The 21,982-nt window shown below is 49.8% G+C and carries 18 protein-coding genes; 9 read left to right on the top strand and 9 right to left on the bottom strand.

From position 1 onward, the window contains the following. The first annotated feature begins 4 nt into the window (after window positions 1–4). Both LCF41_RS07475 and LCF41_RS07470 read left to right on the top strand, forming a co-directional pair. On the top strand, window positions 5–898 hold the full coding sequence (locus tag LCF41_RS07475) for a GntR family transcriptional regulator (protein ID WP_225087507.1): 894 nt from the start codon (window positions 5–7) through the stop codon (window positions 896–898). A 660-nt stretch (window positions 899–1,558) separates the two neighbouring features. Continuing rightward, window positions 1,559–2,866: a dicarboxylate/amino acid:cation symporter gene (locus tag LCF41_RS07470; RefSeq protein ID WP_225087506.1), complete on the top strand. Its 1,308-nt coding sequence runs from the start codon at window positions 1,559–1,561 to the stop codon at window positions 2,864–2,866. Window positions 2,867–2,986: 120 nt separating this feature from the next. Here the strand turns inward: LCF41_RS07470 and hypT are convergent, their stop codons facing one another. After that, entirely contained in the window at window positions 2,987–3,886 is a 900-nt protein-coding gene (hypT, locus tag LCF41_RS07465) for a hypochlorite stress DNA-binding transcriptional regulator HypT (protein WP_129703913.1), read from the bottom strand. Between the two features lie 239 nt (window positions 3,887–4,125). Between hypT and cuyB the strand changes: the two genes are divergently transcribed. After that, window positions 4,126–4,842 (top strand): cysteate racemase, encoded by a 717-nt coding sequence (gene cuyB, locus LCF41_RS07460; protein WP_225087505.1) that lies wholly within the window; start codon window positions 4,126–4,128, stop codon window positions 4,840–4,842. Window positions 4,843–4,858: 16 nt separating this feature from the next. Here the strand turns inward: cuyB and LCF41_RS07455 are convergent, their stop codons facing one another. The 8 genes from LCF41_RS07455 to nlpA form a co-directional block, all read right to left on the bottom strand. Next, a complete protein-coding gene (locus LCF41_RS07455; protein ID WP_225087504.1) occupies window positions 4,859–6,229 on the bottom strand; it encodes an efflux transporter outer membrane subunit in 1,371 nt (456 codons plus the stop codon). Further along, the gene (locus tag LCF41_RS07450; RefSeq protein WP_225087503.1) at window positions 6,226–8,157 is read right to left on the bottom strand and encodes an ABC transporter permease; all 1,932 of its coding nucleotides are present in this window, start codon (window positions 8,155–8,157) and stop codon (window positions 6,226–6,228) included. Before LCF41_RS07450 ends, LCF41_RS07455 begins: the two co-directional genes overlap by 4 nt. After that, on the bottom strand, window positions 8,151–9,356 hold the full coding sequence (locus tag LCF41_RS07445) for an efflux RND transporter periplasmic adaptor subunit (RefSeq protein WP_225087502.1): 1,206 nt from the start codon (window positions 9,354–9,356) through the stop codon (window positions 8,151–8,153). The genes LCF41_RS07450 and LCF41_RS07445 overlap by 7 nt, the downstream gene beginning before the upstream one ends. Window positions 9,357–9,499: 143 nt before the next feature. After that, window positions 9,500–9,814 (bottom strand): hypothetical protein, encoded by a 315-nt coding sequence (locus LCF41_RS07440; RefSeq protein WP_225087501.1) that lies wholly within the window; start codon window positions 9,812–9,814, stop codon window positions 9,500–9,502. A gap of 69 nt (window positions 9,815–9,883) precedes the next feature. After that, entirely contained in the window at window positions 9,884–10,180 is a 297-nt protein-coding gene (locus LCF41_RS07435) for a hypothetical protein (protein ID WP_225087500.1), read from the bottom strand. Between the two features lie 122 nt (window positions 10,181–10,302). Further along, window positions 10,303–11,331, bottom strand: a complete 1,029-nt coding sequence (locus tag LCF41_RS07430) for an AraC family transcriptional regulator (protein ID WP_225087499.1) — start codon at window positions 11,329–11,331, stop codon at window positions 10,303–10,305. A 355-nt stretch (window positions 11,332–11,686) separates the two neighbouring features. Then, window positions 11,687–12,631: a polysaccharide lyase gene (locus LCF41_RS07425; protein ID WP_225087498.1), complete on the bottom strand. Its 945-nt coding sequence runs from the start codon at window positions 12,629–12,631 to the stop codon at window positions 11,687–11,689. A 225-nt stretch (window positions 12,632–12,856) separates the two neighbouring features. Then, on the bottom strand, window positions 12,857–13,672 hold the full coding sequence (gene nlpA / locus LCF41_RS07420; protein WP_431191555.1) for a lipoprotein NlpA: 816 nt from the start codon (window positions 13,670–13,672) through the stop codon (window positions 12,857–12,859). Between the two features lie 244 nt (window positions 13,673–13,916). On the opposite strand from nlpA, the gene LCF41_RS07415 reads away from it, so the two are divergent. The 6 genes from LCF41_RS07415 (at window position 13,917) to fbpC (ending at window position 21,967) form a co-directional block, all read left to right on the top strand. Next, window positions 13,917–14,546 carry a response regulator transcription factor gene (locus LCF41_RS07415; protein WP_043881903.1) on the top strand — a complete coding sequence of 210 codons (630 nt, stop codon included), beginning with the start codon at window positions 13,917–13,919 and terminating at the stop codon, window positions 14,544–14,546. A 3-nt stretch (window positions 14,547–14,549) separates the two neighbouring features. Next, entirely contained in the window at window positions 14,550–16,127 is a 1,578-nt protein-coding gene (locus tag LCF41_RS07410; protein WP_225087497.1) for an MASE1 domain-containing sensor histidine kinase, read from the top strand. Window positions 16,128–16,216: 89 nt separating this feature from the next. Beyond that, window positions 16,217–17,554, top strand: a complete 1,338-nt coding sequence (uhpC, locus tag LCF41_RS07405) for an MFS transporter family glucose-6-phosphate receptor UhpC (RefSeq protein WP_225087496.1) — start codon at window positions 16,217–16,219, stop codon at window positions 17,552–17,554. A gap of 39 nt (window positions 17,555–17,593) precedes the next feature. Further along, window positions 17,594–18,628 carry an ABC transporter substrate-binding protein gene (locus LCF41_RS07400; RefSeq protein WP_225087495.1) on the top strand — a complete coding sequence of 345 codons (1,035 nt, stop codon included), beginning with the start codon at window positions 17,594–17,596 and terminating at the stop codon, window positions 18,626–18,628. A 196-nt stretch (window positions 18,629–18,824) separates the two neighbouring features. Beyond that, window positions 18,825–20,903 carry an ABC transporter permease gene (locus LCF41_RS07395; RefSeq protein ID WP_225087494.1) on the top strand — a complete coding sequence of 693 codons (2,079 nt, stop codon included), beginning with the start codon at window positions 18,825–18,827 and terminating at the stop codon, window positions 20,901–20,903. Window positions 20,904–20,908: 5 nt separating this feature from the next. After that, window positions 20,909–21,967: a ferric ABC transporter ATP-binding protein gene (fbpC, locus tag LCF41_RS07390; protein ID WP_181829482.1), complete on the top strand. Its 1,059-nt coding sequence runs from the start codon at window positions 20,909–20,911 to the stop codon at window positions 21,965–21,967. Window positions 21,968–21,982 lie beyond the last annotated feature (15 nt).

Raw genomic sequence — 21,982 nt, 5'->3', positions numbered from 1 at the left:
AGCGATGGCTTTAACTCCCCTACAGACAAGGATTGTCAGGCAGATTGTCGCCTATATTCGCCGCGAGCAACTGCCCCCCGGCGCACATCTGATCGAATCGTCGCTGGCGCAGGTACTGAATGCCTCACGCACGCCGGTCAAGGCAGCTCTGCTGTATCTGACAGAAAAAGGCATGCTGCATTACCACCGTAATCGTGGGTTTTATCTTGACCGTCCGGCCCATGAATTGGGTCATCTGGTCGCCGAGTTAGCCACCAGCAGCGAAGACCCGCTCTACCAGAAGATTGTCGATATGCGTCTCGCACGCCGGTTGCCGGAGCAGTTTTCAGAAGTGGATCTGATGCGGGAATGTCAGGTGTCCCGTTCCGTGCTGCGTAACGTTCTGACGCGTATTCAGCAGGAAGGCTGGCTGGAGTTTCGCACCGGCCAGGGTTGGCGAACCACGCCGATTATCGATTCCGTCGCCGCCTATGAGGAAAGTTTTACCTTCCGTCTGCTGCTTGAGCCGATCAGCCTGCTGTCGCCGCAGTTTCATATCGATCAGCATACGCTGGACGCCTGCCGTAAGCAGCAGGAAGACATTCTCAATGGGGGTTACCTAACGCTGACCCCCCATGAAATGTTCGATGCCAATACGCACTTTCATGAAACGCTACTCGCCTGTAGCGGCAACCGTTTCGCCCACCATAGCCTGCAACGAGTCAATCAATTACGGCGTCTGGTGGAATACCGACAAAGCAGCCCAACCTTCAATCCCAAGCGGCTGGAACAGATTACAGAACATCTGGACATTCTTGATTGTTTACAGCGGGGAGAACGCGAAACGGCAGCAGAGCGGATGAAAAAACATCTGGAAAACGCTTGCCACGATAAAGTAAGCATCGAGCTTTTTCGCTGAAATAACCAACAGCGAGGCCTCAAATCATAGGTAACATATGTTTAAAAAATAAAAAACACCATTTTAAACACACCAAATGCTTTGAAAGTTACAAATAGAAACACATAGAACAATAAGTAAACATTAAACCAGTAACACCAAAATGAAGGTTAAACCACAAAAGAAAAGTCACGTTTTAAATAATTAAAAAATTAATTTTTTTATAAAAATACATGTATATAAACTTTTCGTTAATTGTTCTTTTATTTTTACTTAATCTTTAAGTAATTCACCATATGTTTTATTGATGTATAGCCACAGATCATTAGCAACACTAATTCAACACATTACGCATCCGCTCTTCGGGCAAAAAAACACATCCCAAGCCATTGTTTATTAATGAATTAATGAGACATGCTTGTTTTATGCGTTCGGTGTGTCACATCCCCATTTATCATTATACACGACATGGATATGCATTTTTCGCATGACAAAGATCACAATTACATAACAATCCGCAGAAAAAAAATGTAAAAAGCAAGAATCGTTGTAATATCGGCGGGCAGACACAACACCCCAATAACAGATTCGGGTGAGGGCTTGGTGTATTCAGGGAAACATCGGCCATCACGCGGCAATAATATTGTGTTGTCTGAATCAATTCATCAACATGAGGTTTATATGCAAAGGCAGAAGTTACTTGTACAGATAGTCTTGGCTATCGTCCTGGGAATATTAATCGGCTGGGCCTGCCATCAATATCTTGATGGTGGTCGAGCAAAAGAAGTTGCATCCTATTTCAACATGGTTACCGATATCTTCCTGCGCCTGATTAAAATGATCATCGCGCCACTGGTCTTCGCTACGCTGGTTTCCGGCCTGGCAAGCATGGGAGGAAATTCTTCTGCCGTTGGTCGTATCGGTATGAAAGCGATGATCTGGTTTGTCAGCGCATCGTTCATCTCTCTGCTCATCGGTATGGTGTTCGCAAATCTGTTCCAACCAGGGGCAGGAATGAATCTGCCGATTCCTGTACAACAGGTTGCTACAGGTCTGAACACTGACGGATTTACGCTTAAGAGCTTCATCAGCCATATCTTCCCGAAAAGTATCGTAGAAGCGATGGCGAACAATGAAATTCTGCAAATTCTGGTGTTCTCACTGTTCTTCGGTTCTGCTCTGGCTTATGTCAAAGGCAAAAACAAGCACGCGACCACGATCATTTCCATGATCGAAGAACTGACCAAAGTGATGTTCCGCGTGACCGACTACGTCATGGCGCTGGCTCCTATTGCTGTCTTTGCCGCAATCGCTTCCGCGATTACCACGCAAGGTCTGGGTCTGCTTTACGACTTCGGTAAACTGATCGGTGAGTTCTACCTCGGTCTGGCCGTACTGTGGGGCGTTCTGTTCCTGGTTGGCTACCTGTTCCTGGGCAAAGCCATCGTTACGCTGGCGAAGCTGATTCGTGAACCGACCATGCTGGCTTTCGCCACGGCGAGCAGTGAGTCTGCTTACCCGAAAACCATGGAAGCGCTGACCAAATTCGGCGTGCCGAAAAAAGTCACCAGCTTTGTGCTGCCGCTCGGTTATTCGTTCAACCTTGATGGTTCCATGATGTACCAGTCCTTTGCGATTCTGTTTATCGCACAGGCTTACAACATCGATCTGAGCATTACCCAGCAAATCCTGATTCTGCTGACGCTGATGATCACCAGTAAAGGGATGGCGGGTGTAGCACGTGCTTCCATCGTGGTGGTTGCCGCCACGCTGCCAATGTTCAGCCTGCCGGAAGCCGGTATTCTGCTGATTATCGGTATCGACCAGTTCTTGGATATGGGCCGTACTGCAACTAACGTCATCGGTAACAGTATCTCTACTGCCGTTGTGGCCAGTATGGAAAAAGATATCCATGATGATGATGAGGAAGAGGCTACCGACGAAGTCGTCGCCTATCAGGAACCTCAGCAAGCCACGCAAAATAGCTAATGCTGAGTGAGTGAATGCTTCATCATAGCGGCCTTCGGGCCGCTATTTTTTTATCTCGCCATACGTCAAGCAGCCCGTGTGCGGGTCGTATGACTCAGCACCTCAATGGTCTCACGCCGCTTATAGCCCAGACGTCGATGACAGCCCTTTCATGTAGCGCCAGAATTTCTCAGAGGCCACATTCAGCCGCGCATCAAGACGATACAGATAAACCCCCATGCGGATCACCGCATTTTCCATGCTCAGGATCGTCAGCTCTTTGTTTTTCAGCTCTTCCTGAATGGAATAGTCCGGTAGCCAGGCAATTCCATAACCTTTTTTCGTCATGCGTTTGAGCAAGTCGCTCATAGAAGAGACGAAGTTGACCGTAAACTTATCGCTATCGACGCTGGATAAGTAACGGCTGACCTGACGCCCCATATAGCTGGTCTCGGTATAGTTGAGTAACGGCACCGATGAGGCGCTGACATCAAACAGTGGCTTCCCTGCGCTATCACACGCGCAGACCGGATAAAGCCGGGATTCCAGTATCTTCTCGTGCATAAAGGGCTCCCCCATCAGATCCTCATTGTAGAATGAGAAAATGAAGTCGCTGCGCCCTTCTTTGAGATTCAGTACCGCTTCATCGACATCGATCGATTCAACATAGAAGATTTTTTCCTGCGGATCCGGCACGTCTTTTAACAGCTCCGGCATGATGAAGACCGACAGCGAATGCGCCGCCGCAATGGTGATCTTGTTTTTGTAATTATCCCCGCCGTGCAGCTTATTGAGCTGATACTCCAAATCATCCAGCGTATTGCGGATATAGGCGTGAAACACGCGGCCCTGTTCGGTGAGTTGCAGCGGCAGCGCGCTACGGTCGAAAATGTCAAACCCAACCGCCGCTTCCAACGCCTGAATGCGCCGGCTAAATGAGGATTGAGAGATATTTCGCTTCTCGGCCGCCAGCGTAAAACTCCGGTGCTCTTCCAGCACGATAAAGTCATAGAGCCACTTGGTTTCGATATTATTCAGCATTACCCCTCACTCAAAACGCGCAGCGTCATGTTTTCGTTCCCTATACCAACGTCCTATCTCTGCCAACGTCCAGCCTCGCCGATAAAGCGGCTTCCCACCGTATACGGTTAAAATCAATAAAAGCATAGGGATGCCAATAGTTATGCAAATCATACATAGCAGATGGGAATTTAGCAATTCACATTGCCCGGCAGTGTGCGATTATCCTTTTAATTTCATAATGCTACAGGGTTAACAGCATGAACAGTCTCGTGGGAATTCTTGGCGGTATGGGGCCGGGTGCCACCGTCGATGCGATGCAAAAATTGATTAAAAACACGCCAGCGTATCGGGATCAAGACCATATCCCCATGATTGCGGTGTCTATTCCCGATATCCCTGACAGAACAAAATGCATTCTTCAGCACAGTGCCTCACCGCTGGAAAAAATGCTGCAATATATGAAAATTCTCGAAAATGCAGGCGCTGAATGTATCATTATCCCGTGTAATACCGCGCACTATTGGTTTAATGAATTAAAACAGCAATGCCGAGCGGAGATGATCAGTATCATTGATGTGACCTGTCAGGCGATTAAGAGTGCCAACACCACGCGCGTCGGCCTGTTAGCAACGACAGCGACGGTCAAAGCGAGAATTTATCAGGACAACCTGATTGCCGATAATATTGAGTGCTACACGCCGGATGATGCAGACCAACAACAGGTAATGGAAAGCATTTACGCGTATAAATCCGGTGATATCGCCAGTGCCTATAGCATACTGTCGCCGGTAAAAGATCGCCTGTTGCAGGCTGGCGTCGAGAAAATTATTCTGGGCTGCACCGAGCTTCCTCTCATTCTGGAGCAGGAAGTCAAAACGTCACCCCAGCATTATGTCGATGCGACGGAAGAGCTAATAAAGAAAACGGTCGAGTGGTATTTTTCCCACAGCCCGAGAAATGATATTGCGGCTTAAGGTGCGACAGTGCATATCACTCCTGCAACTCGCTGCCTCCAAGTGCTACAGCCAGATCGTTGGCGGCTTGCAGCCTCTGTTGCCACAATATGCTGGATGCTAGCTCCGTGCTATAAAACACATTTTGTGCGTTTAGCAAACGCTGTAGATCCTCAGCTCCCTCTCTATAGCGGATCTCAGCAAGCCTTAGCGAGTCCCGTGCCGCCGCCAACTGTGCATCTTGCCAGCGCTGCTGCTGCTGTAAATTCAACATCGCATGGAGCGCCGTTTCGACGTCACCAAAAGCCACCAATAGCGCTTCGCGGTAGGCGTTAAGCGCAATTTTTCGGTTAATTAAGGCAAGACGCTGATTATCAACTCGAGCAGCTCGATCCCAAATAGGTAGCGAAATCTCCAGACCGCTGCCCCACCCTGGCGCTAGCCGAAATAACTGATTTAGTCCCGCTGCGCTCACGCTGGAGGTCGCCGAAAGGGAAATCGAGGGAAACATTGCGGCTCGTGCCGCATCAATATTGGCGCCCGCAGCAGCCAATTTGGCTTCCGCACTTAACAGGTCGGGCCGCTTGTGCATGAGATCCGCAGGAAGACCGCTGCCAATATCAGGCATGCGGAGATCTTCAATATGCAGCCTAGGCTCTATTAATTCCTGCGGCGTTTTATCGAGTAACGCTGCCAGCGTTTTGCTGACCTGCCGAGATTGCTGATGCAGTTGCAGAAACATCACTTCCATTCCCGCAACAAAGGATTGTTGTTGAGCAAGGTCGAGTCTCGCGACAGCACCAGCAGCATATTTAGTCTCCACAAGGGTCAATAATCTGCGGCTAATGTCCAAATTTTTCTCGGCCAGCGCGATCTGACGACGGATGCCAAGCAGTGCTAAATATTGGGTAATTACTGACGAACGCAACATTAATGCCGTCGCGGAAACATCATAAGATGCAGCTCGCCACAACGCTTCATTACTATAAGAAGCAGCGCGTTTGGCTCCCCAGACATCGGGAGAATAAGATAGCGACAGGCTGGCGCCATAGCTTTTGTTCCGCTGATGTTCTCCCCAAACGCCCGAAAGATTCTTAGAAAATGCGCTATTCACCTCTGGTGTTTTCGCCATCTGGCTACTCTGCCATTGGATACGAGCTTGCTCCATGTTCTGGCGAACAGTATCAAGATTACGATTGACCAGCAGCGCTCCTTCCAGCAGCGTGTTCAACTCCTGACTGCCAAAAGCCTTCCACCACCCCTTATCTGGCGGCTTCAGCGCTGAAGTCACGTCTATTGACCAGGTATCCGGTAATTCGGAGGCGGCATCATCAGGAATGGGTAATACTGTACAGCCCGCACATAGCATCCCTATCAATACATAGCTGAATTTCGTTAGTGTCCTCATTCCTGATTCAACGCCATAACGGGATCGAGCTGGGCCGCTTTACGTGCGGGTAAATATCCAAATAGGAGCCCGGTGACAAGCGCACTACAAAAAGAGAGTAAAGCAGGGAGAAAACCCAGCGCGACTGGCTTGCCGAAAGAGTGAACAACGTGAGCAAGAAAATACCCTGACAGTAGCCCCACCAGGCCACCACTCAATGCCAGAATGATGGCTTCCCACAGAAACTGGAACTGGATATCCTGCTGACGAGCACCGACAGCCAGACGAATACCGATCTCTCGCGTACGCTCTGCAACAGACATTAACATTACGTTCATCACGCCAATTCCACCCACAAGCAATGAAATCGCGGCAATTGAACCCAACATGGCAGTCATGATATCCATCGACGCTTCCTGAGAGCGCAAAATAGCCGCCCGGTTGATGATGGTGAAATCAGGGCGCTGATGACGTGCAGACAGTAGATCATTCACCTCGCTTTCCACGCGTCTTACCGTTTGTAAGGAGCGTGCTTTCAATGTCACGCTGTCGATATTCTGCCGTCCTATGACGCGTAAACTTCCTGTGCCAAAAGGCACGATAACAGCTTGATCAAGATTCCCGTTCATGTCAGCCCCGCCTTGAGGCGCAAGAACCCCTACCACCGTGAACGGAATATTGTTCAATAGAATGTCGCTGCCTACTGCGTTTCCAGAAGGAAAACTGCGCTGCGCGACCTCTGCACCCAGCACAGTGACAGACATATTCGCGTATTCGTGCAGAGGCATAATAAATGCCCCAGCGCTTAGCCCCCAGTTATTGACCGCCATCGCCTCAGCCGTCGTGGCAATAATGGCACTTTTTAAATTAAAGGCGCCTTGTCGCACCGTAGCCTGTCCTGTAAGCATGGGGACGACGGCGTCGATATCTGGTAGCCGCTTAAGCGCTTCAATATCCGCATCAGTAATACGTCCCGCAGCCACATCAGCGTCAATGCTCTGCGGAATCACGGTCATTAGCGTGCTACCCAGCCGCGATAAGGTTTTTGACATTTCTTGTCGAGCGCCTTCCCCAATCCCAAGCATCACGAGAATAGAGGCAATACCAATAGCAATCCCCAGCAATGTCAGCGCACTGCGCAATGGAGAAAACAGCAGAGTCCGCCAGGCCTGACGCAGTAACGCATAGCGGTCAGTTTTCCCTCCCGCCGTAACAAGCCAATGTGTGCCCATTGTCTCTGCTGGGGCAGAGACAACACGGACGGTATCAGAAACAATACGTCCATCGCGTAATTCGATCACGCGGCGGGCGCGATTCGCCACATCTGGGTTATGCGTGACTAAAACAACGGTTCTTCCTGAAGCCGCCAGCGTCTCCAATAACACCAGTACCGACTCACCGTTAACACTATCAAGCGCGCCCGTCGGTTCATCGGCAAACAACACATCGCCGCCGTTTATCAAAGCCCGAGCGATAGACACACGCTGCTGTTGTCCGCCCGAAAGTTGCTCCGGTTTGTAGTCAAAACGATCGGATAGAGAAAGCTGGCCTAACAATGCCTGCGCATGGTCATGGCGCAACCTTTTTTCCAGCCCAGCATAGACGGTGGGAAGTTCAACATTTTCCTGCGCACTAATCCCAGGAATAAGAAAGTAACGTTGGAATACAAAACCGAAAACCGTACGACGAAGTTGTGCCAATTGATCAGCACTTAACCGAGAAACATCCTGTCCGGCAAAGCGGTAAACACCCTGAGTCGCACCATCTAAAGTCCCTAGGATATGCATGAGAGTCGACTTACCCGATCCAGAGGGACCAACAAGAGCGACAAACTCACCGGCATGAATAGTCAGATTGATATCCTGTAATACGCTAACGTAGCCCTGAGCCTCGTTACCATACTGCTTGCTAACACCAGATAACGCGATTAAAGGGGTAGGATTTACCATAACGAATCACTTTCCACAATTTGCGGCAACGGTGGTAACAAAACATGCTCACCAAGACTCAGCCCAGAGGTGATTTGAGCAAGAACGGGACCTTTTATACCCACCTGAACCAAACGGGGAATCGCGTTGACATGACCGCCTTCTGGAGGGATCACCTCAACCTGAAAATGCCCATCGGGGCGTAGTGTTAACGCGGTAATCGGGACGCTAATAGCCTGCTTTACCGCATTCACAACGAGGTAAACCTGAGCGCTCATGTGTGACATCAAACGACCATCTGCGTTATCAATATCAAAAAGGGCGGTATAAAATACCGTTTCCATCATGGGGCTTCCACCCATGTTACCACCATTCATCGTGTTGTCCTGACTCCCTTGCGGAGCAGGCATGATCTGCTGTAACTTGGCTGTCCAACGCACTTTCGGATAACCGAGAACACTGAAATAGACAGGCATTCCGATACGGAGACGGGGAATATCCGCTTCAGAGACACGAACGGATACCGTCATCTTTGTTAGATCGGCAATCCGCATAATGACGGGGGTCTGTTGTACTGCATTGAGCGTTTGACCGGGACGAGCCTGTAATGATACAACCGTACCCGCGATGGGCGCGTAAATCTGGGTATAACCTAGCTTGACCTTATCCCCTTTTAACGTTGACTCCGTTTGGCGTATCTGTGCTTGAAGACTTTCTAACTGCGCTTGTGCAACCCGCAAGTTGGCTTCGCTAATCTGTATGTCCTGTTCGCTGGCAGCCCCTTCCATCCACATTTTTCTTTGTCGGGCATTCTGGCGCTGAGCTAATGTCAACTGCGCCATCTGCTGGCGTATAGCCGCCTGCTGACTATCAAGTAATGCACGATTCGCCTCAACCGTCGCGAGTTGTAATTCCGGATCAATCTGCGCGACGAGCTGCCCCTTTTTTACGGTCGCCCCCACCGCCACAGGAATATGCTGAATCTGCCCAGAAACCTGAACCCCAACATCGACATATTGCATCGGGCTTATCTGCCCTGCTGCAGTCACCACATCGTCAATATCGGCGTAGGTAACCTCAACGCTATGGCGATTCGCAAATTCGGTCTGGCTGAAAAATAGACCGCCACTCCAAACCGCAATACCAATACCAAGAGCCCCCAACACCAATAATAGGCTGAGCCACAGTTTTCTCTGTTGTTTATTTATTTCTGATTCCATATTTAACACTCAATACTCAGAAAAAATCTGGCGCTGGCGTGTGGAAATAAAACCTACAATAATATTTGACCAGTCCTATGACAATAAAAAACTGGCCAAACAACATATCATTTTAAATAGATTAACACATCAAGTCGATGCTATTATGTATTACTATCACACACCCAACTAGACAACACTCGGTCGCCACTAATTTTTGCCGTATCCCTTATATAATGCACACTTTTTGTTTGAGGGTAAGCTTTCCGACAAGCGTCCCAAGCCTTACCCCAACTCGCCGTTGGCGGAATAGAATATGTATAACTTGCACGCCCCGTTGAACGGTCAAAGATAATTGTTGCCGGATCGGAAACATTAACAATCCCAAATATTACCGCACTAGCCTGAGGAACATAGCTTGCTGTTAATGCAACGCTACAGATAAAAAAAGCGAGTGTGCGAATTTTTTTTAATCTCATATTTTACGTCCTTTTGATATTACATAATATTAAAGAGAGTGTTGATACTTATAACTGCATAGCAATTTATTATTTATCGTGACAATCCCATGAGGCCAGCCAATATACGCCGCCGGTCGTTTCAGACATACCTTGCGTTGCTCCTTTAAATCCCAGACTTTTAGTCCCACGATACTTGGAACGACATTCATCCCAAGCAGCCCCCCAACTATCTTGCCAGGCAGAATGAGACATAACTTTAGTAATGACAGTCACTCCACCTAATGTTGCTGCTGACGTGGCAGATGAAAATAATGCAGGCAGAAAGAAAACAGTGGCGGTAAAAGAACAAGCCATAAGTAGCTTTTTATGAAAAGTAACGTCCATGTTGCATACCTCGTTTGAGTAATCATAATGTGTCTTATTTACGAACTGCATGATGAGGTTACAATAGTGATTAAAATAAAAAAGGGCGTACGGCGGTCAATTGAGGACAAATCCGGCCATTTTCAGGTATGCCGCTGCGCACGAAGTTGACGAGGCGTCTTGCCGGTCCAACGAGTAAACGCACGCCTAAAACTACGAATGTCATCAAAGCCCACCGCAAGGCCAATCTTTTCTATTGATAATCCTGAGGTGTACAGCAATGCCAGAGCACGCTCTTTACGTACCTCATCCAGCAGCGTGAGATACGTTTTACCGCATTCTGCAAGTCGACGCCGTAATGTACGTTCACTTACTGCAAGCTGTCTGGCTATTGCATCAAACATTGGCGGTTTTTCCAGCGTTCGATATAGGATAAGGGATACCTCATTAACAATATTTTTCTGAACAACATAACGTTCAAGCAGTTGTTCAAGAAACGTCAACATCAATTTATGATTGACATGGTCATGAGTAGGAATAGGTAATTGTAAAATAGATTCTTGAAAATATAATGCATTATGCGGCTGGTTAAAATGTAAATCGCAGTTGAATTTTTTCCGGTATTTATCAAAATAAGAAGGTTGAGGGAAACTAAAGTCTATCTTTATCAACCGGATATTTTTCGCAGACATCTCTTGAATCATTCTTGGTAAGAATGAAAAAGCTTCCTCAATGAGAAAGGTAAGAATATCGATCTGCTGAAATGTACTGTGGGCAAATAACACCAAATTTCTCGATTCTTCTTTCCTATACGAGAAATGCAGTAACCCATGGATAAGCCCTTGGTATTTAAATCCGATATCTAATAAATGATGGAGCGTTGGGCTAGTAATAAAAGCAAAATAGAGCGGCCCCATTGTAGAGATAGTATGATTAGCGCCAATCCTTAGCCCAAAGCCATCATATCGGCAAAGCTGTAAGGCTCTCTGGATAACTGTTTGTCCATGAAGCACTGGAATACGGACATAGGGATCATTAACATCTTGCAATGTGATAGGGAGGCCGGAAAAAATTATTTCAGGATCAAAACCTTGATTGACAAGTTCATCACTAATGCTACGTAGTAAAAACGTAGGCATAGTTGAATAGATAAACTCTCTGTTTTTCATCATTCCTCCATGACTGCCGAAAAAATCCCCCACAAAATTTGTTATTTTCCTTTACAAACTTCTTCTAATGGGGCTTTCCAAGTGTTTATTATAGAACAATCTTATCCGATATTGATGGCACGGAATAATTTTTTTACACTTTTAGTTATTGATGAAAGAAATTTTTCTGCGCAGTGTTCGTAAAATCATTATGCTACTGAAATAATCATTATTAAAATAAAAAAAGTGCCACTCAACATAAAAAAGTATGTCGAGTGGCATGTGTCTAAGATCCATCAATCTAAAACGTAAAGCGTTTGAAAATCAAGCACACAAAAATATGCATGACAGACGACTATCTAACGTTCCCTCCTACTAATTATGACGGGAATTTCAGCGCACTATTCTGTGCACCTGCATTCGAAACGACCCAGGATTGCGCTGCCGACGTTGTCATCAAACTGTATGAATAATTAGATGACGCTGTCCATTTAGCCGCAGGCGATTTACTTGCCACCGCCGCCGGTGAACTGCCATTATCGGTAAAGGTTGAACCATTGCCTTTATCATCAACCATCCCATTCTTCTCCGCACCGCTGCCAAATACGTTGCGTTCAGAAATAATATTGGCATTCTGTGCGACAGTAAAAGCCAACTGGAATTTATTGATGTAGTTGTTGAACACGTGGAAATAACCGTAACGCATCAGGCCTGGTGCACGAACCTCAATATTTTCGTAATAGTTATGGCAGATAGTCAAACGCGGATAGCCATTGTAAGCGCTATTATTGTCATCTGCCGGGTGACCGAAAATGCAGCCATATTTATGATTCGAGAATAAGCAGTTACTGATGGTGACGTAATCCGCTTTTTCACCGACATAAATCAGTTTATCGAGGCTACCGTCGTTATCACTCCACGTATGTCCAGGCCATGAGCAGTGATCGACCCAATATCCCTTACCGTAGTTCAAATACAGCTGAATATCGTCATTATCCTTGATCCCGACATCATGTTTAAAAACCAGGTTCTGGAAAATGACATTGGCAGAGCTGGCATCAGCGCGCAGGTGGATATTGGTCAACACATTCGCCCCACCGAAAGAACCGACGATGGTTTTATTGCTGCCAAATACCACTTTGGTCAGCGCGGATGCTTTCAGCGATGCACCCAGCACCACAATCGTTTTTGTGGAACCGCTCACGGCTGATGTAAAATCAGCCAGAGAATTTACCGTAACAACTTTACCACCTGTTCCTCCGGTAACATTTGCTGCTTTTGCAAAACCAATAATCCCAGTAAGATTCGTTGTTGGATAAGCCATAAATTTTCCTTTTTACAATTAGTGAATAGTAATGTCATTTGAGGTGTTAATTAATAAAATAAATAACACGCCTTCGACAATTACAGAGTGTATATAAGAGAATTTACTATGCTTATTAATCGAGTTTAATAAAAAAAAGAACCTTGCGAATAGTTTCTTATTTAATTAATTTGCAGTCACATTATTAATAAAGGTGACTGCATCATAGCCATCAAATTATTATCGCTACCATCCTTTTACTGCACCGCCATTAAAAATATGGTTAGCAGCCTGTTCAACCTCATCGGACTGGTAGGCTTGAATAAATTTCTTCACGTTCTCCGCCTCCTTATTATCCTCACGGGTAACAATGATATTCACATACGGAGATTCTTTATCTTCAATAAAAATACCGTCTTTCGTTGGCGTTAAGCCCGTTTGCTGAATATAGGTGGTGCTAATGATCGCCACCGTCACTTTCGGGTCATCTAATAAACGTGGCAACTGTGCGCCTTCTACTTCCATAATACGTAGGTTATGCGGATTGGCAGTGATATCCAGCACCGTCGGCAATAAACCCGTATCAGGCTTCAGGGTAATTAATCCGGTTTTCTCCAGTAATAACAGCGCCCGCCCCAGATTCGTCGGATCGAAAGGAATCGCGATGGTATCGCCATCTTTCAGATCGTTGATATTTTTTATCTTTTTCGAATAACCCGCCATCGGGAAAACAAAGGTATTCCCTACCGCAACCAGCTTATAGCCGTGTTCACGATTTTGCTGTTCCAAAAAAGGACGGTGTTGAAAGACATTCGCGTCCAAATCACTTTTATCCGTCGCTTCGTTCGGCAATAGCGAACCGCTAAACCCAACTAACTCGACATCCAGGCCATATTTTTCTTTTGCCACTTTCTTCGCAACATCGGCAACATCCTGTTCCGCACCATTAATCACCCCCACTTTAATGTGGTTGGCAGAATGGCTTGCGTTATCGCATGCGGTCAAGGCCATCGCGGCCGTGACCATTCCCGCCACCAAAGCTATACGCCATTTCTTCATCACTCTGATTCCCTGATATCGTAAATACATTGATTTCTCAATATATTGATTTAAAGAAAAAAAACAGTATGTCCCTCGATTAAGCGAGTCAAATAACTCCGCGTTCTATCAATATGCCTTTCATCATTCGGTCAATGCATATGGTGAATGTGTTAAGCCGATTCCATTTTACTTATCTGCTATTGCTCACCTCTTGATTCCCCCGCATTATGACACTTTGATGACTTTGGATTTACACGGCGAAACCATGATTAATGTGGCTTTGGTTGACGATCACATCGTTGTACGGTCTGGCTTTGCACAGCTTCTGGCATTAGAGAATGACATTCAGGTCGTTGGACAATATGCCTCGGCGGCACAGGCGTGGCCGCATCTACTCAAACAGCCGATTGACGTTGCCGTGATTGATATCGCCATGCCGGATGAAAGCGGCCTGTCGTTATTAACCCGCCTGCGTCAGCAGCGTCCTCAGTTTCGCGCCATTATTCTGAGCATTTACGATACCACCGCATTTGTACAAAGCGCGCTGGACGCGGGCGCGGGCGGCTATCTCACAAAGCGCTGCGGCCCGGAAGAGTTAGTACAGGCGGTTCGCGTGGTCAGTAGCGGCGGTATTTACCTCTGCGCGGATGCCCTGCACGCCATCCGCCACCAGCAGCAGCCACCGAAGGAACTGCTGGCACTGACTCCACGCGAGCGGGAAATATTCAGCCTGCTGATCAACGGGATTAGTGTGAAAAGCATCGCTGAACAGCTCGAACTCAGCCATAAAACCGTTCACGTGCACCGCGCCAATATTCTCAGCAAATTGCAGTGTGAATCCACGGTTGAACTGGTGCACTTTGCACTACAGCATCAATTGCTGGCCGGGAAATAAACCATGCGCCGCCTGCACGTCGTCGGTATGACGCTGTTTCTGGCCTTTTTCTACAGTCTGACCTGGCTGGCGCTGTGGACCATCAGTTTCTATTTGAGCAACAACGGCCAACAGGCACTGCTACTGTTACCGCAAGGGCTACGGCTGGCGCTGATGATTTTGCTGCCGCGCAAATACTGGCCGACCTTGCTACTCTCGGAAATTGCTATCCAGAGCTGGCTTATCAGCGAACAGCTCATGACGCGTTCGCTGCTACTGCTTTCCCCGTTCCTCAGCCTGATTCCGGCCATCATCACGCATAAAATCTGGCATCGCTACACGCTTTATTGGCAACGCCTCTTGCTGTTGCTAGCGGCGCTGTCGCTCAACACGATTCTGCACGGCATCTCGATTGGCCCCTGGTTGCATTCGCAGCTGACGCAGACGCTGCTGGCCACGTTTACCGGCGGCGTCCTGCTGATTCCGTTCATCTATCTGCTGTACGAATACATCAAGCAGCAACACTTGCAGACCCTGCTGGCGCAGGAGATCCCCGATCCGCCGTTGCGTACTTCGCTGCTGATTTGGTGCTCGCTGTTTTTTTCGATCGGCGTTTGCCTGCAAATGGCGTTCACTCCGGAGATGGAGCGACTGCTGCTGATCTTCGTTTTTCTGCCCAACGTGGTGATGGCGTATAAATTCGGCTGGCAAGGTGGCGTGCTCTCCGCCGTACTCGGCAGTCTGATGATTGCCGTCACCCGCCAGGTAAGCGGTGCATTCGACGATTTGCGCGAGCTGGAGCTATTCCTGTCCACGCAGGCATTGCTCGGTATTGGGCTGGGGATCGCCATCAGCCGCCAGCAACAGCTGGCACAGCGGCTTCAGCGCTACCGTCAGCAGTTGGAACAGGAGCTGAAAACCCGGCGGCGGCTCATGGAGCGCATCATCCATACCGAAGAGGCCGTGCGCAAAGACATCGCACGCGAGCTGCACGATGACATCGGCCAAAATATCACCGCCATTCAGATTCAGGCCATGCTGGTAAAACACAGCGCGCCAGCCGAGGCCGCCCAGCATGCTGCCGGACAAATCAGCGAGCTGTCGCGACGCATCCACCACACCACGCGCCAGCTTCTGCGCCAGCTGCGCCCGCCGGTGCTGGATGAGATGGTGCTGGATAAAGCGTTGCATCATCTGGCGGATGAATTCGCCTTCACCGCACGCGGCATCCAGTTTCAGCTGGATTATCAGCTTCCCACGCCCCCGAACGATGACGTGGTAGTTTTCACCCTTTACCGACTGGTGCAGGAACTGCTGAATAACATCAATAAACACGCCAGCGCCACGCAGATTACGGTTCGGCTTTCTCAGCAGGATAACCTGATTACGCTTGACGTCATTGATAATGGCGTGGGCATTGCACAAAAAGACAAGAAAAAACCTTCGAGCGGCGGCTTCGGCCTGCGGGGCATCGAGGAACGCGTTCAGGCACTGGGCGGTCACTGGCTGGTGAAGACCGCGACCAGCAGTGAATCCACCACACCGCACGGCACACACATAATTGTTAACCTGCCCACAAAATTTAAACAAAAAGACGATTAGCTAAGAATTATTCCTAGTTACCTAAAACCTTGTCTCATCCTTTTTAATTCGCATCCCCCTACTCTTCTCTCAACGCGACGGAGAACCCCATGCAGGCACCCATGTTTACGGGACAGGTTTCAACGGGACAGCTTTCACCAACACAGATCAGCCAGCGCTATCGCTACTGGCGGCCGCGGTTGCTGATTTCCATGGTCATCGGGTACGCCACGTTTTACCTGACGCGCAAAAGCATCAACTTCGTCATGCCAGTGATGCAGTTGGAATTAGGGTTAAGCAAAGGCGATATCGGCCTGCTGGGAACGCTGTTTTATCTCTGCTACGGCGCGTCCAAGTTTATTTCCGGCATCGTGTGCGATCGCAGCCAGGTGCGCTGGTTTATGGGCGTCGGGCTGATGATTACCGGGGTGCTGAACATTCTGTTCATGTACTGCCAGTCGCTCACAGGGTTACTGATTGTCTGGGCGCTGAACGGGTTCTTTCAAGGCTGGGGTTGGCCCCCTTGCGCCAGACTGCTGAGCAGTTGGTATTCGCGCAATGAGCGTGGTCTCTGGTGGGGATGCTGGAATACGTCAATCAATATTGGCGGTGCGGCGGTTCCCCTGCTCGCGGGCTATCTGGCCTCCGAATGGGGATGGCAGGCTGCGCTGCTGGTGCCGGGCATCATCGGCATAGTGATTGGCCTGTGGTTGTGTTGGCAACTGTGCGACAAGCCCCAGCAACAGGGATTACCGAGTGTAGGCCAGTGGCGACGCGATGCGTTGGAGATTCGTCAGGAGCAGCAGAGCCCGCCGATGCCGATGCGCCAGATTCTGCGCGATGCGATTCTGCGTAACCGCACCATCTGGCTGCTCGGGTTCTCCTACATTCTGGTGTACCTGATTCGCATTGCACTGAATGACTGGGGGAACATTTGGCTGTCGGAGAGCCACGGTTTCAACCTGCTGAGCGCGAACGCCACGCTGTCGCTGTTTGAACTGGGTGGATTGCTGGGAGCGCTGTTTGCCGGTTGGGGGTCAGACCTGCTGTTCCGTGGTCAGCGCGCACCGATGATTTTGCTGTTTGCCCTCGGGCTGTTTTTAACCATGACTGCGCTGTGGCTGGCACCGATTCACCACTATTCACTGCTCGCAGCCTGTTTCTTCAGTATCGGTTTTTTTGTTTTTGGACCACAGATGTTGATCGGTCTGGCTGCGACGGAATACAGCCATAAGGATGCCGCAGGTACGGTGACAGGTTTTCTGGCGTTGTTTGCCTATCTGGGGGCGGCGCTGGCGGGCTGGCCGCTGGCACAGGTGCTGCAACACTACGGATGGTCGGGATTTTTTACTCTGCTGGCGTTGGCTTCAGCCTGCATCGGACTGCTATTGATGCCGCTGCTGATGGCAGGTGTCAGCCGCCGGGAACGTTTGATGACATCAAAATAGCGATAACCATCCATAACTAGATAAGAGAAGGAAAACATCATGAAACTAAGTACCTTAACTACCCTCATCGCCGCTGGACTGACCGTTGCTGCCGTTACCACCAGCACCGCACGTGCCGAAGGGCGCTTAGTCATTTACTGTAGCGCCACCAACGCCTTCTGCGAGGAAGAAGCCAAGGCCTTCGGTGAAAAACACAATGTTAAAACCTCCTTTATCCGCAACGGTTCCGGCAGCACGCTGGCGAAAGTCGATGCAGAGAAGAAAAACCCGCAGGCTGACGTCTGGTACGGCGGCACGCTGGATCCACAATCTCAGGCTGGCGAAATGGATCTGCTGGAGCCCTATCAGTCTAAAAACCTCGATCAGATCATGCCGCAATTCCGCGATCCCGCTAAACGTAAAGGCAACTACTCATCTGCCGTTTACGTCGGCATCCTCGGCTTTGGCGTCAACACCGATCGCCTGAAAGAGAAAAATCTGCCGGTTCCACAGTGCTGGAAAGATCTGACCAACCCGGTCTACAAAGGCGAAATCCAGATTGCCGATCCACAAAGCTCCGGTACAGCCTATACCGCACTGGCGACCTTCTCCCAGCTTTGGGGGCAGGATCAGGCCTTTGATTACCTGAAAAAACTGAATACCAACGTGTCGCAGTACACCAAATCCGGTATTGCCCCGGCACGTAACGCCGCGCGTGGTGAAACCGCTATCGGCATCGGCTTCCTGCACGACTATTCACTGGAAAAAGAGAAAGGCGCACCGCTGACGCTGATCTCCCCCTGTGAAGGCACCGGCTATGAAATTGGCGGCGTCAGTATCCTGAAAGGCGCACGCAATATGGATAACGCCAAGCTGTTCGTTGACTGGGCGCTGTCGAAAGAAGCACAGGAACTCTCCTGGAAGAAAGGACAGTCCTACCAGATTCTGACTAACACCACCGCCGAGGCGTCCCCACTGTCGCTGAAATTGCAGGATCTGAAACTGATCAACTACGACATGGACAAATACGGCGCGGCAGACGTGCGTAAAGAGCTGATTTCCAAGTGGGTTAACGAAGTCAAAATGGGCCAATAATCTCGACGCATTACCTTTGATTCATTGACCTTTATTGATGACAAAAACAACGGGAACACGGCGGCAGCTTGCTCGTATTTCGCTTAACGCCGTGTTCTCAGCATCGCTGATTAACCATTACTCAATATTATTCACCAACCAATACCTGTGACGATTCAATCTTATAAAACAACGCTATAAAGCACCAGGGAACCTTATGTCACACACACGAACGCTTTCACCGACGCCTAAGCGGGATCCTATATTCCTGTGGCTGGCGCTGATTGCAGCAACTTTCTTGCTGCTGCCAGCGTGGAGTCTGGATTACGGCCTGCTGGATGCCTCACGCGATGAACTGCTGGCAGCCTACAGCTGGTCAAGCCTGAATATCAGCCTGCTTTGGTTCCTGCTCCCATTAGGGTTGCTGGCGCGTCCGCTGTTTACGCCCGGTCGGGAACAGCGTGGCCGCCACCGTTTTGATGCAGCTTATGCATTGTTCTGTGCGCTTTTCGTGGTCATCAGTGCCACGGTTGAAGGGCGCGGAATGGGCTATGGCACGATCGCACTATTTGTCGCACTGAGTGCGATTATTACGCTGGCGCTCTCCAGGCTTGACTGGCTGGGTGGCGATCGCTTCGTCATCGGCTCGCTCATCAGCATCATCGCGCTGATTGGCGTGTTTATTCTTTACCCCAGCATCGCCATTTTTATTCCCATGTTCACCAACGACAGCGGTGAATTCGCGCCGCTGGCATTTATGCAGATTCTGGGTCAGACACACATTTTACGGGTGATCTGGAACTCATTCCTGCTATCGGTTGCCGTCGGTATCGGCTGTACCTTCTTCGGTATGGTGTTGGCAATCTACACCTCGCGCATCGCCCGCCGCTCCGCGATTATCGGCCGCATTTTCTCAATTCTGCCTATCGTTACGCCGCCGTTTGTCGTCGGGTTAGGTGTAACGCTGATGATGGGCCGCTCCGGTTATGTGACCGAGCTGATGGTGGATTGGTTCGGGCTGACGAACACCAACTGGCTGTACGGTTTTACCGGCATCTGGCTGGCGCAGGTGCTCGCCTTCACGCCCATGTCGTTTATGATTCTGGAAGGCGCGATGAAGACCATTCATCCGTCGCTGGAAGAAGCGTCGTACACCCTGCGTGCCAACCGCTATCAAACCTTTCAGCGGGTTTTCCTGCCGCTGCTGAAACCCGCGCTTGCCAACTCGTTCCTGATTGTGATCGTCCAGTCGCTGGCCGACTTCAGTAACCCGCTGGTGTTAGGCGGTAACTTCGACGTACTCGCCACCCAGATTTACTTCTACATCACCGGTGCGCAGTTGGACTATCAGTCAGCCAGTACGCTTGGCGTTATCCTGCTGCTGTTCTCACTGGCGGTGTTCTGCGTGCAATATCTGTGGATCGGTAAACGCTCCTACGTCACGATTTCCGGTAAATCCTACCGGGGTGATGTGCAGCCGCTGCCCGTTTCGCTGGTGTGGATCGTCAGCATCCTGCTCTATGTCTGGATTGCCTTTAACGTCTTGCTGTACGGCAGCATTTTCTACGGCAGCTTTACCGTTAACTGGGGCGTGGATTACACCCTGACGCTGGACAACTTCAGCAAGCTATTCGGTCAAGGCTTTAGCGACGGCGCCTGGCCTTCCCTGCTGGATACGCTGTTGTTCGCGGGCATCGCCGCGCCGATTACGGCACTGTTCGGGCTGCTTATCGCCTACATCGTGGTGCGCCAACAGTTCTACGGCAAGAAAGCCATCGAGTTCACCACCATGTTGTGCTTTGCGGTACCGGGCACCGTTGCTGGCGTGTCTTATATCCTGGCCTTTAACAGCGCGCCGGTTTACTTAACGGGAACAGCAGTGATCGTCATCATGTCGATGGTGATGCGTAACGTGCCAGTCGGTATCCGCGCGGGTATTGCCGGGCTGGGGCAGTTGGATAAATCGCTCGATGAGGCGTCGCTCAGTCTGCGCGCGGGTTCGATGCGCACGGTGTTCTATATTCTGCTTCCACTGCTGCGTCCGGCCATTTTATCTGCGCTGATTTACAGCTTCGTGCGCGCTATTACCACCGTCAGCGCCATTATCTTCCTGGTTACGCCAGACACCCGCGTCGCCACATCTTACATCCTTAACCGCGTGGAAGACGGTGAATACGGTATGGCGATTGCCTACGGTTCCATCCTGATTGTGGTCATGCTGGCCATTATTTTCCTGTTCGATTATCTGGTCGGTGAAGCGCGGGTTTCCCGCTCAAAAGCCAAGAATAGTGACTAAGCGGAGTGATTACTTTGAATACTGAAAAAAACTTTGTTGAACTGAAGCACGTCACTAAACGTTTCGGCAACAACACCGTCATTGATGATTTGAATCTGGCGATCCCACAGGGAAAAATGGTCACGCTGCTGGGGCCCTCTGGCTGCGGTAAAACGACGGTACTCCGGGCGGTTGCCGGTTTGGAAAAACCGACGGAAGGCCAGATTTTCATCGATGGCGAAGACGTCACCGAGCGCTCCATTCAGCAGCGCGATATCTGCATGGTGTTCCAGTCTTACGCCCTCTTCCCACACATGTCGCTGGGGGAAAACATTGGCTACGGGCTGAAAATGCTCGGTCGCCCGAAAGCGGAAATCAATCAACGCGTAAAAGAAGCGCTGGCGCTGGTCGATCTGGAAGGGTTTGAAGATCGCTACGTCGACCAGATTTCCGGCGGACAGCAACAGCGTGTCGCGCTGGCGCGTGCGCTGATCCTTAAACCTAAAGTCCTGCTGTTCGATGAGCCGCTGAGTAACCTCGACGCCAACCTGCGCCGCAGTATGCGTGAGAAAATCCGCGAGCTTCAGCAGCAGTTCAATATCACCTCGCTGTATGTGACGCACGATCAGAGCGAAGCCTTTGCGGTATCCGACATGGTTCTGGTCATGAACAAAGGCAAAATCATGCAGTTGGGCGCACCGCAGGAGCTCTATCGCCAGCCAGCTTCCCGCTTCATGGCCAGCTTTATGGGGGATGCCAATATCTTCCCTGCCACCTTCACGGCAGACAGCGTGAACATCTACGGTTATCTCATTCCGCGTCCGCAGGGCTTTGCCGCCGGATTAAGCGAATCGACCGTCGGTATTCGCCCGGAAGCCATTACGCTCAGCCATCAGGGCGAAGAAAGCCAGCGCTGTACCATTACACAGGTCGCCTACATGGGGCCGCAGTACGAAGTGCAGGTCGATTGGCACGGGCAGTCGATGCTGTTGCAGGTTAACGCGACCCAGCTTCAGCCGAATCCGGGCGACAGCTACTATCTGCAAATCCACCCTTACGGTATGTTTGTGTTGTCGGAGCAGTAAACCGCGGGTAGCCAT

It is taken from the genome of Pectobacterium colocasium, assembly GCF_020181655.1.
Taxonomy (GTDB): Bacteria; Pseudomonadota; Gammaproteobacteria; order Enterobacterales; family Enterobacteriaceae; genus Pectobacterium; species Pectobacterium colocasium.
Note: the sequence above shows the minus strand (reverse complement) of the source record. Positions and strands in the feature narration are given on the sequence as shown.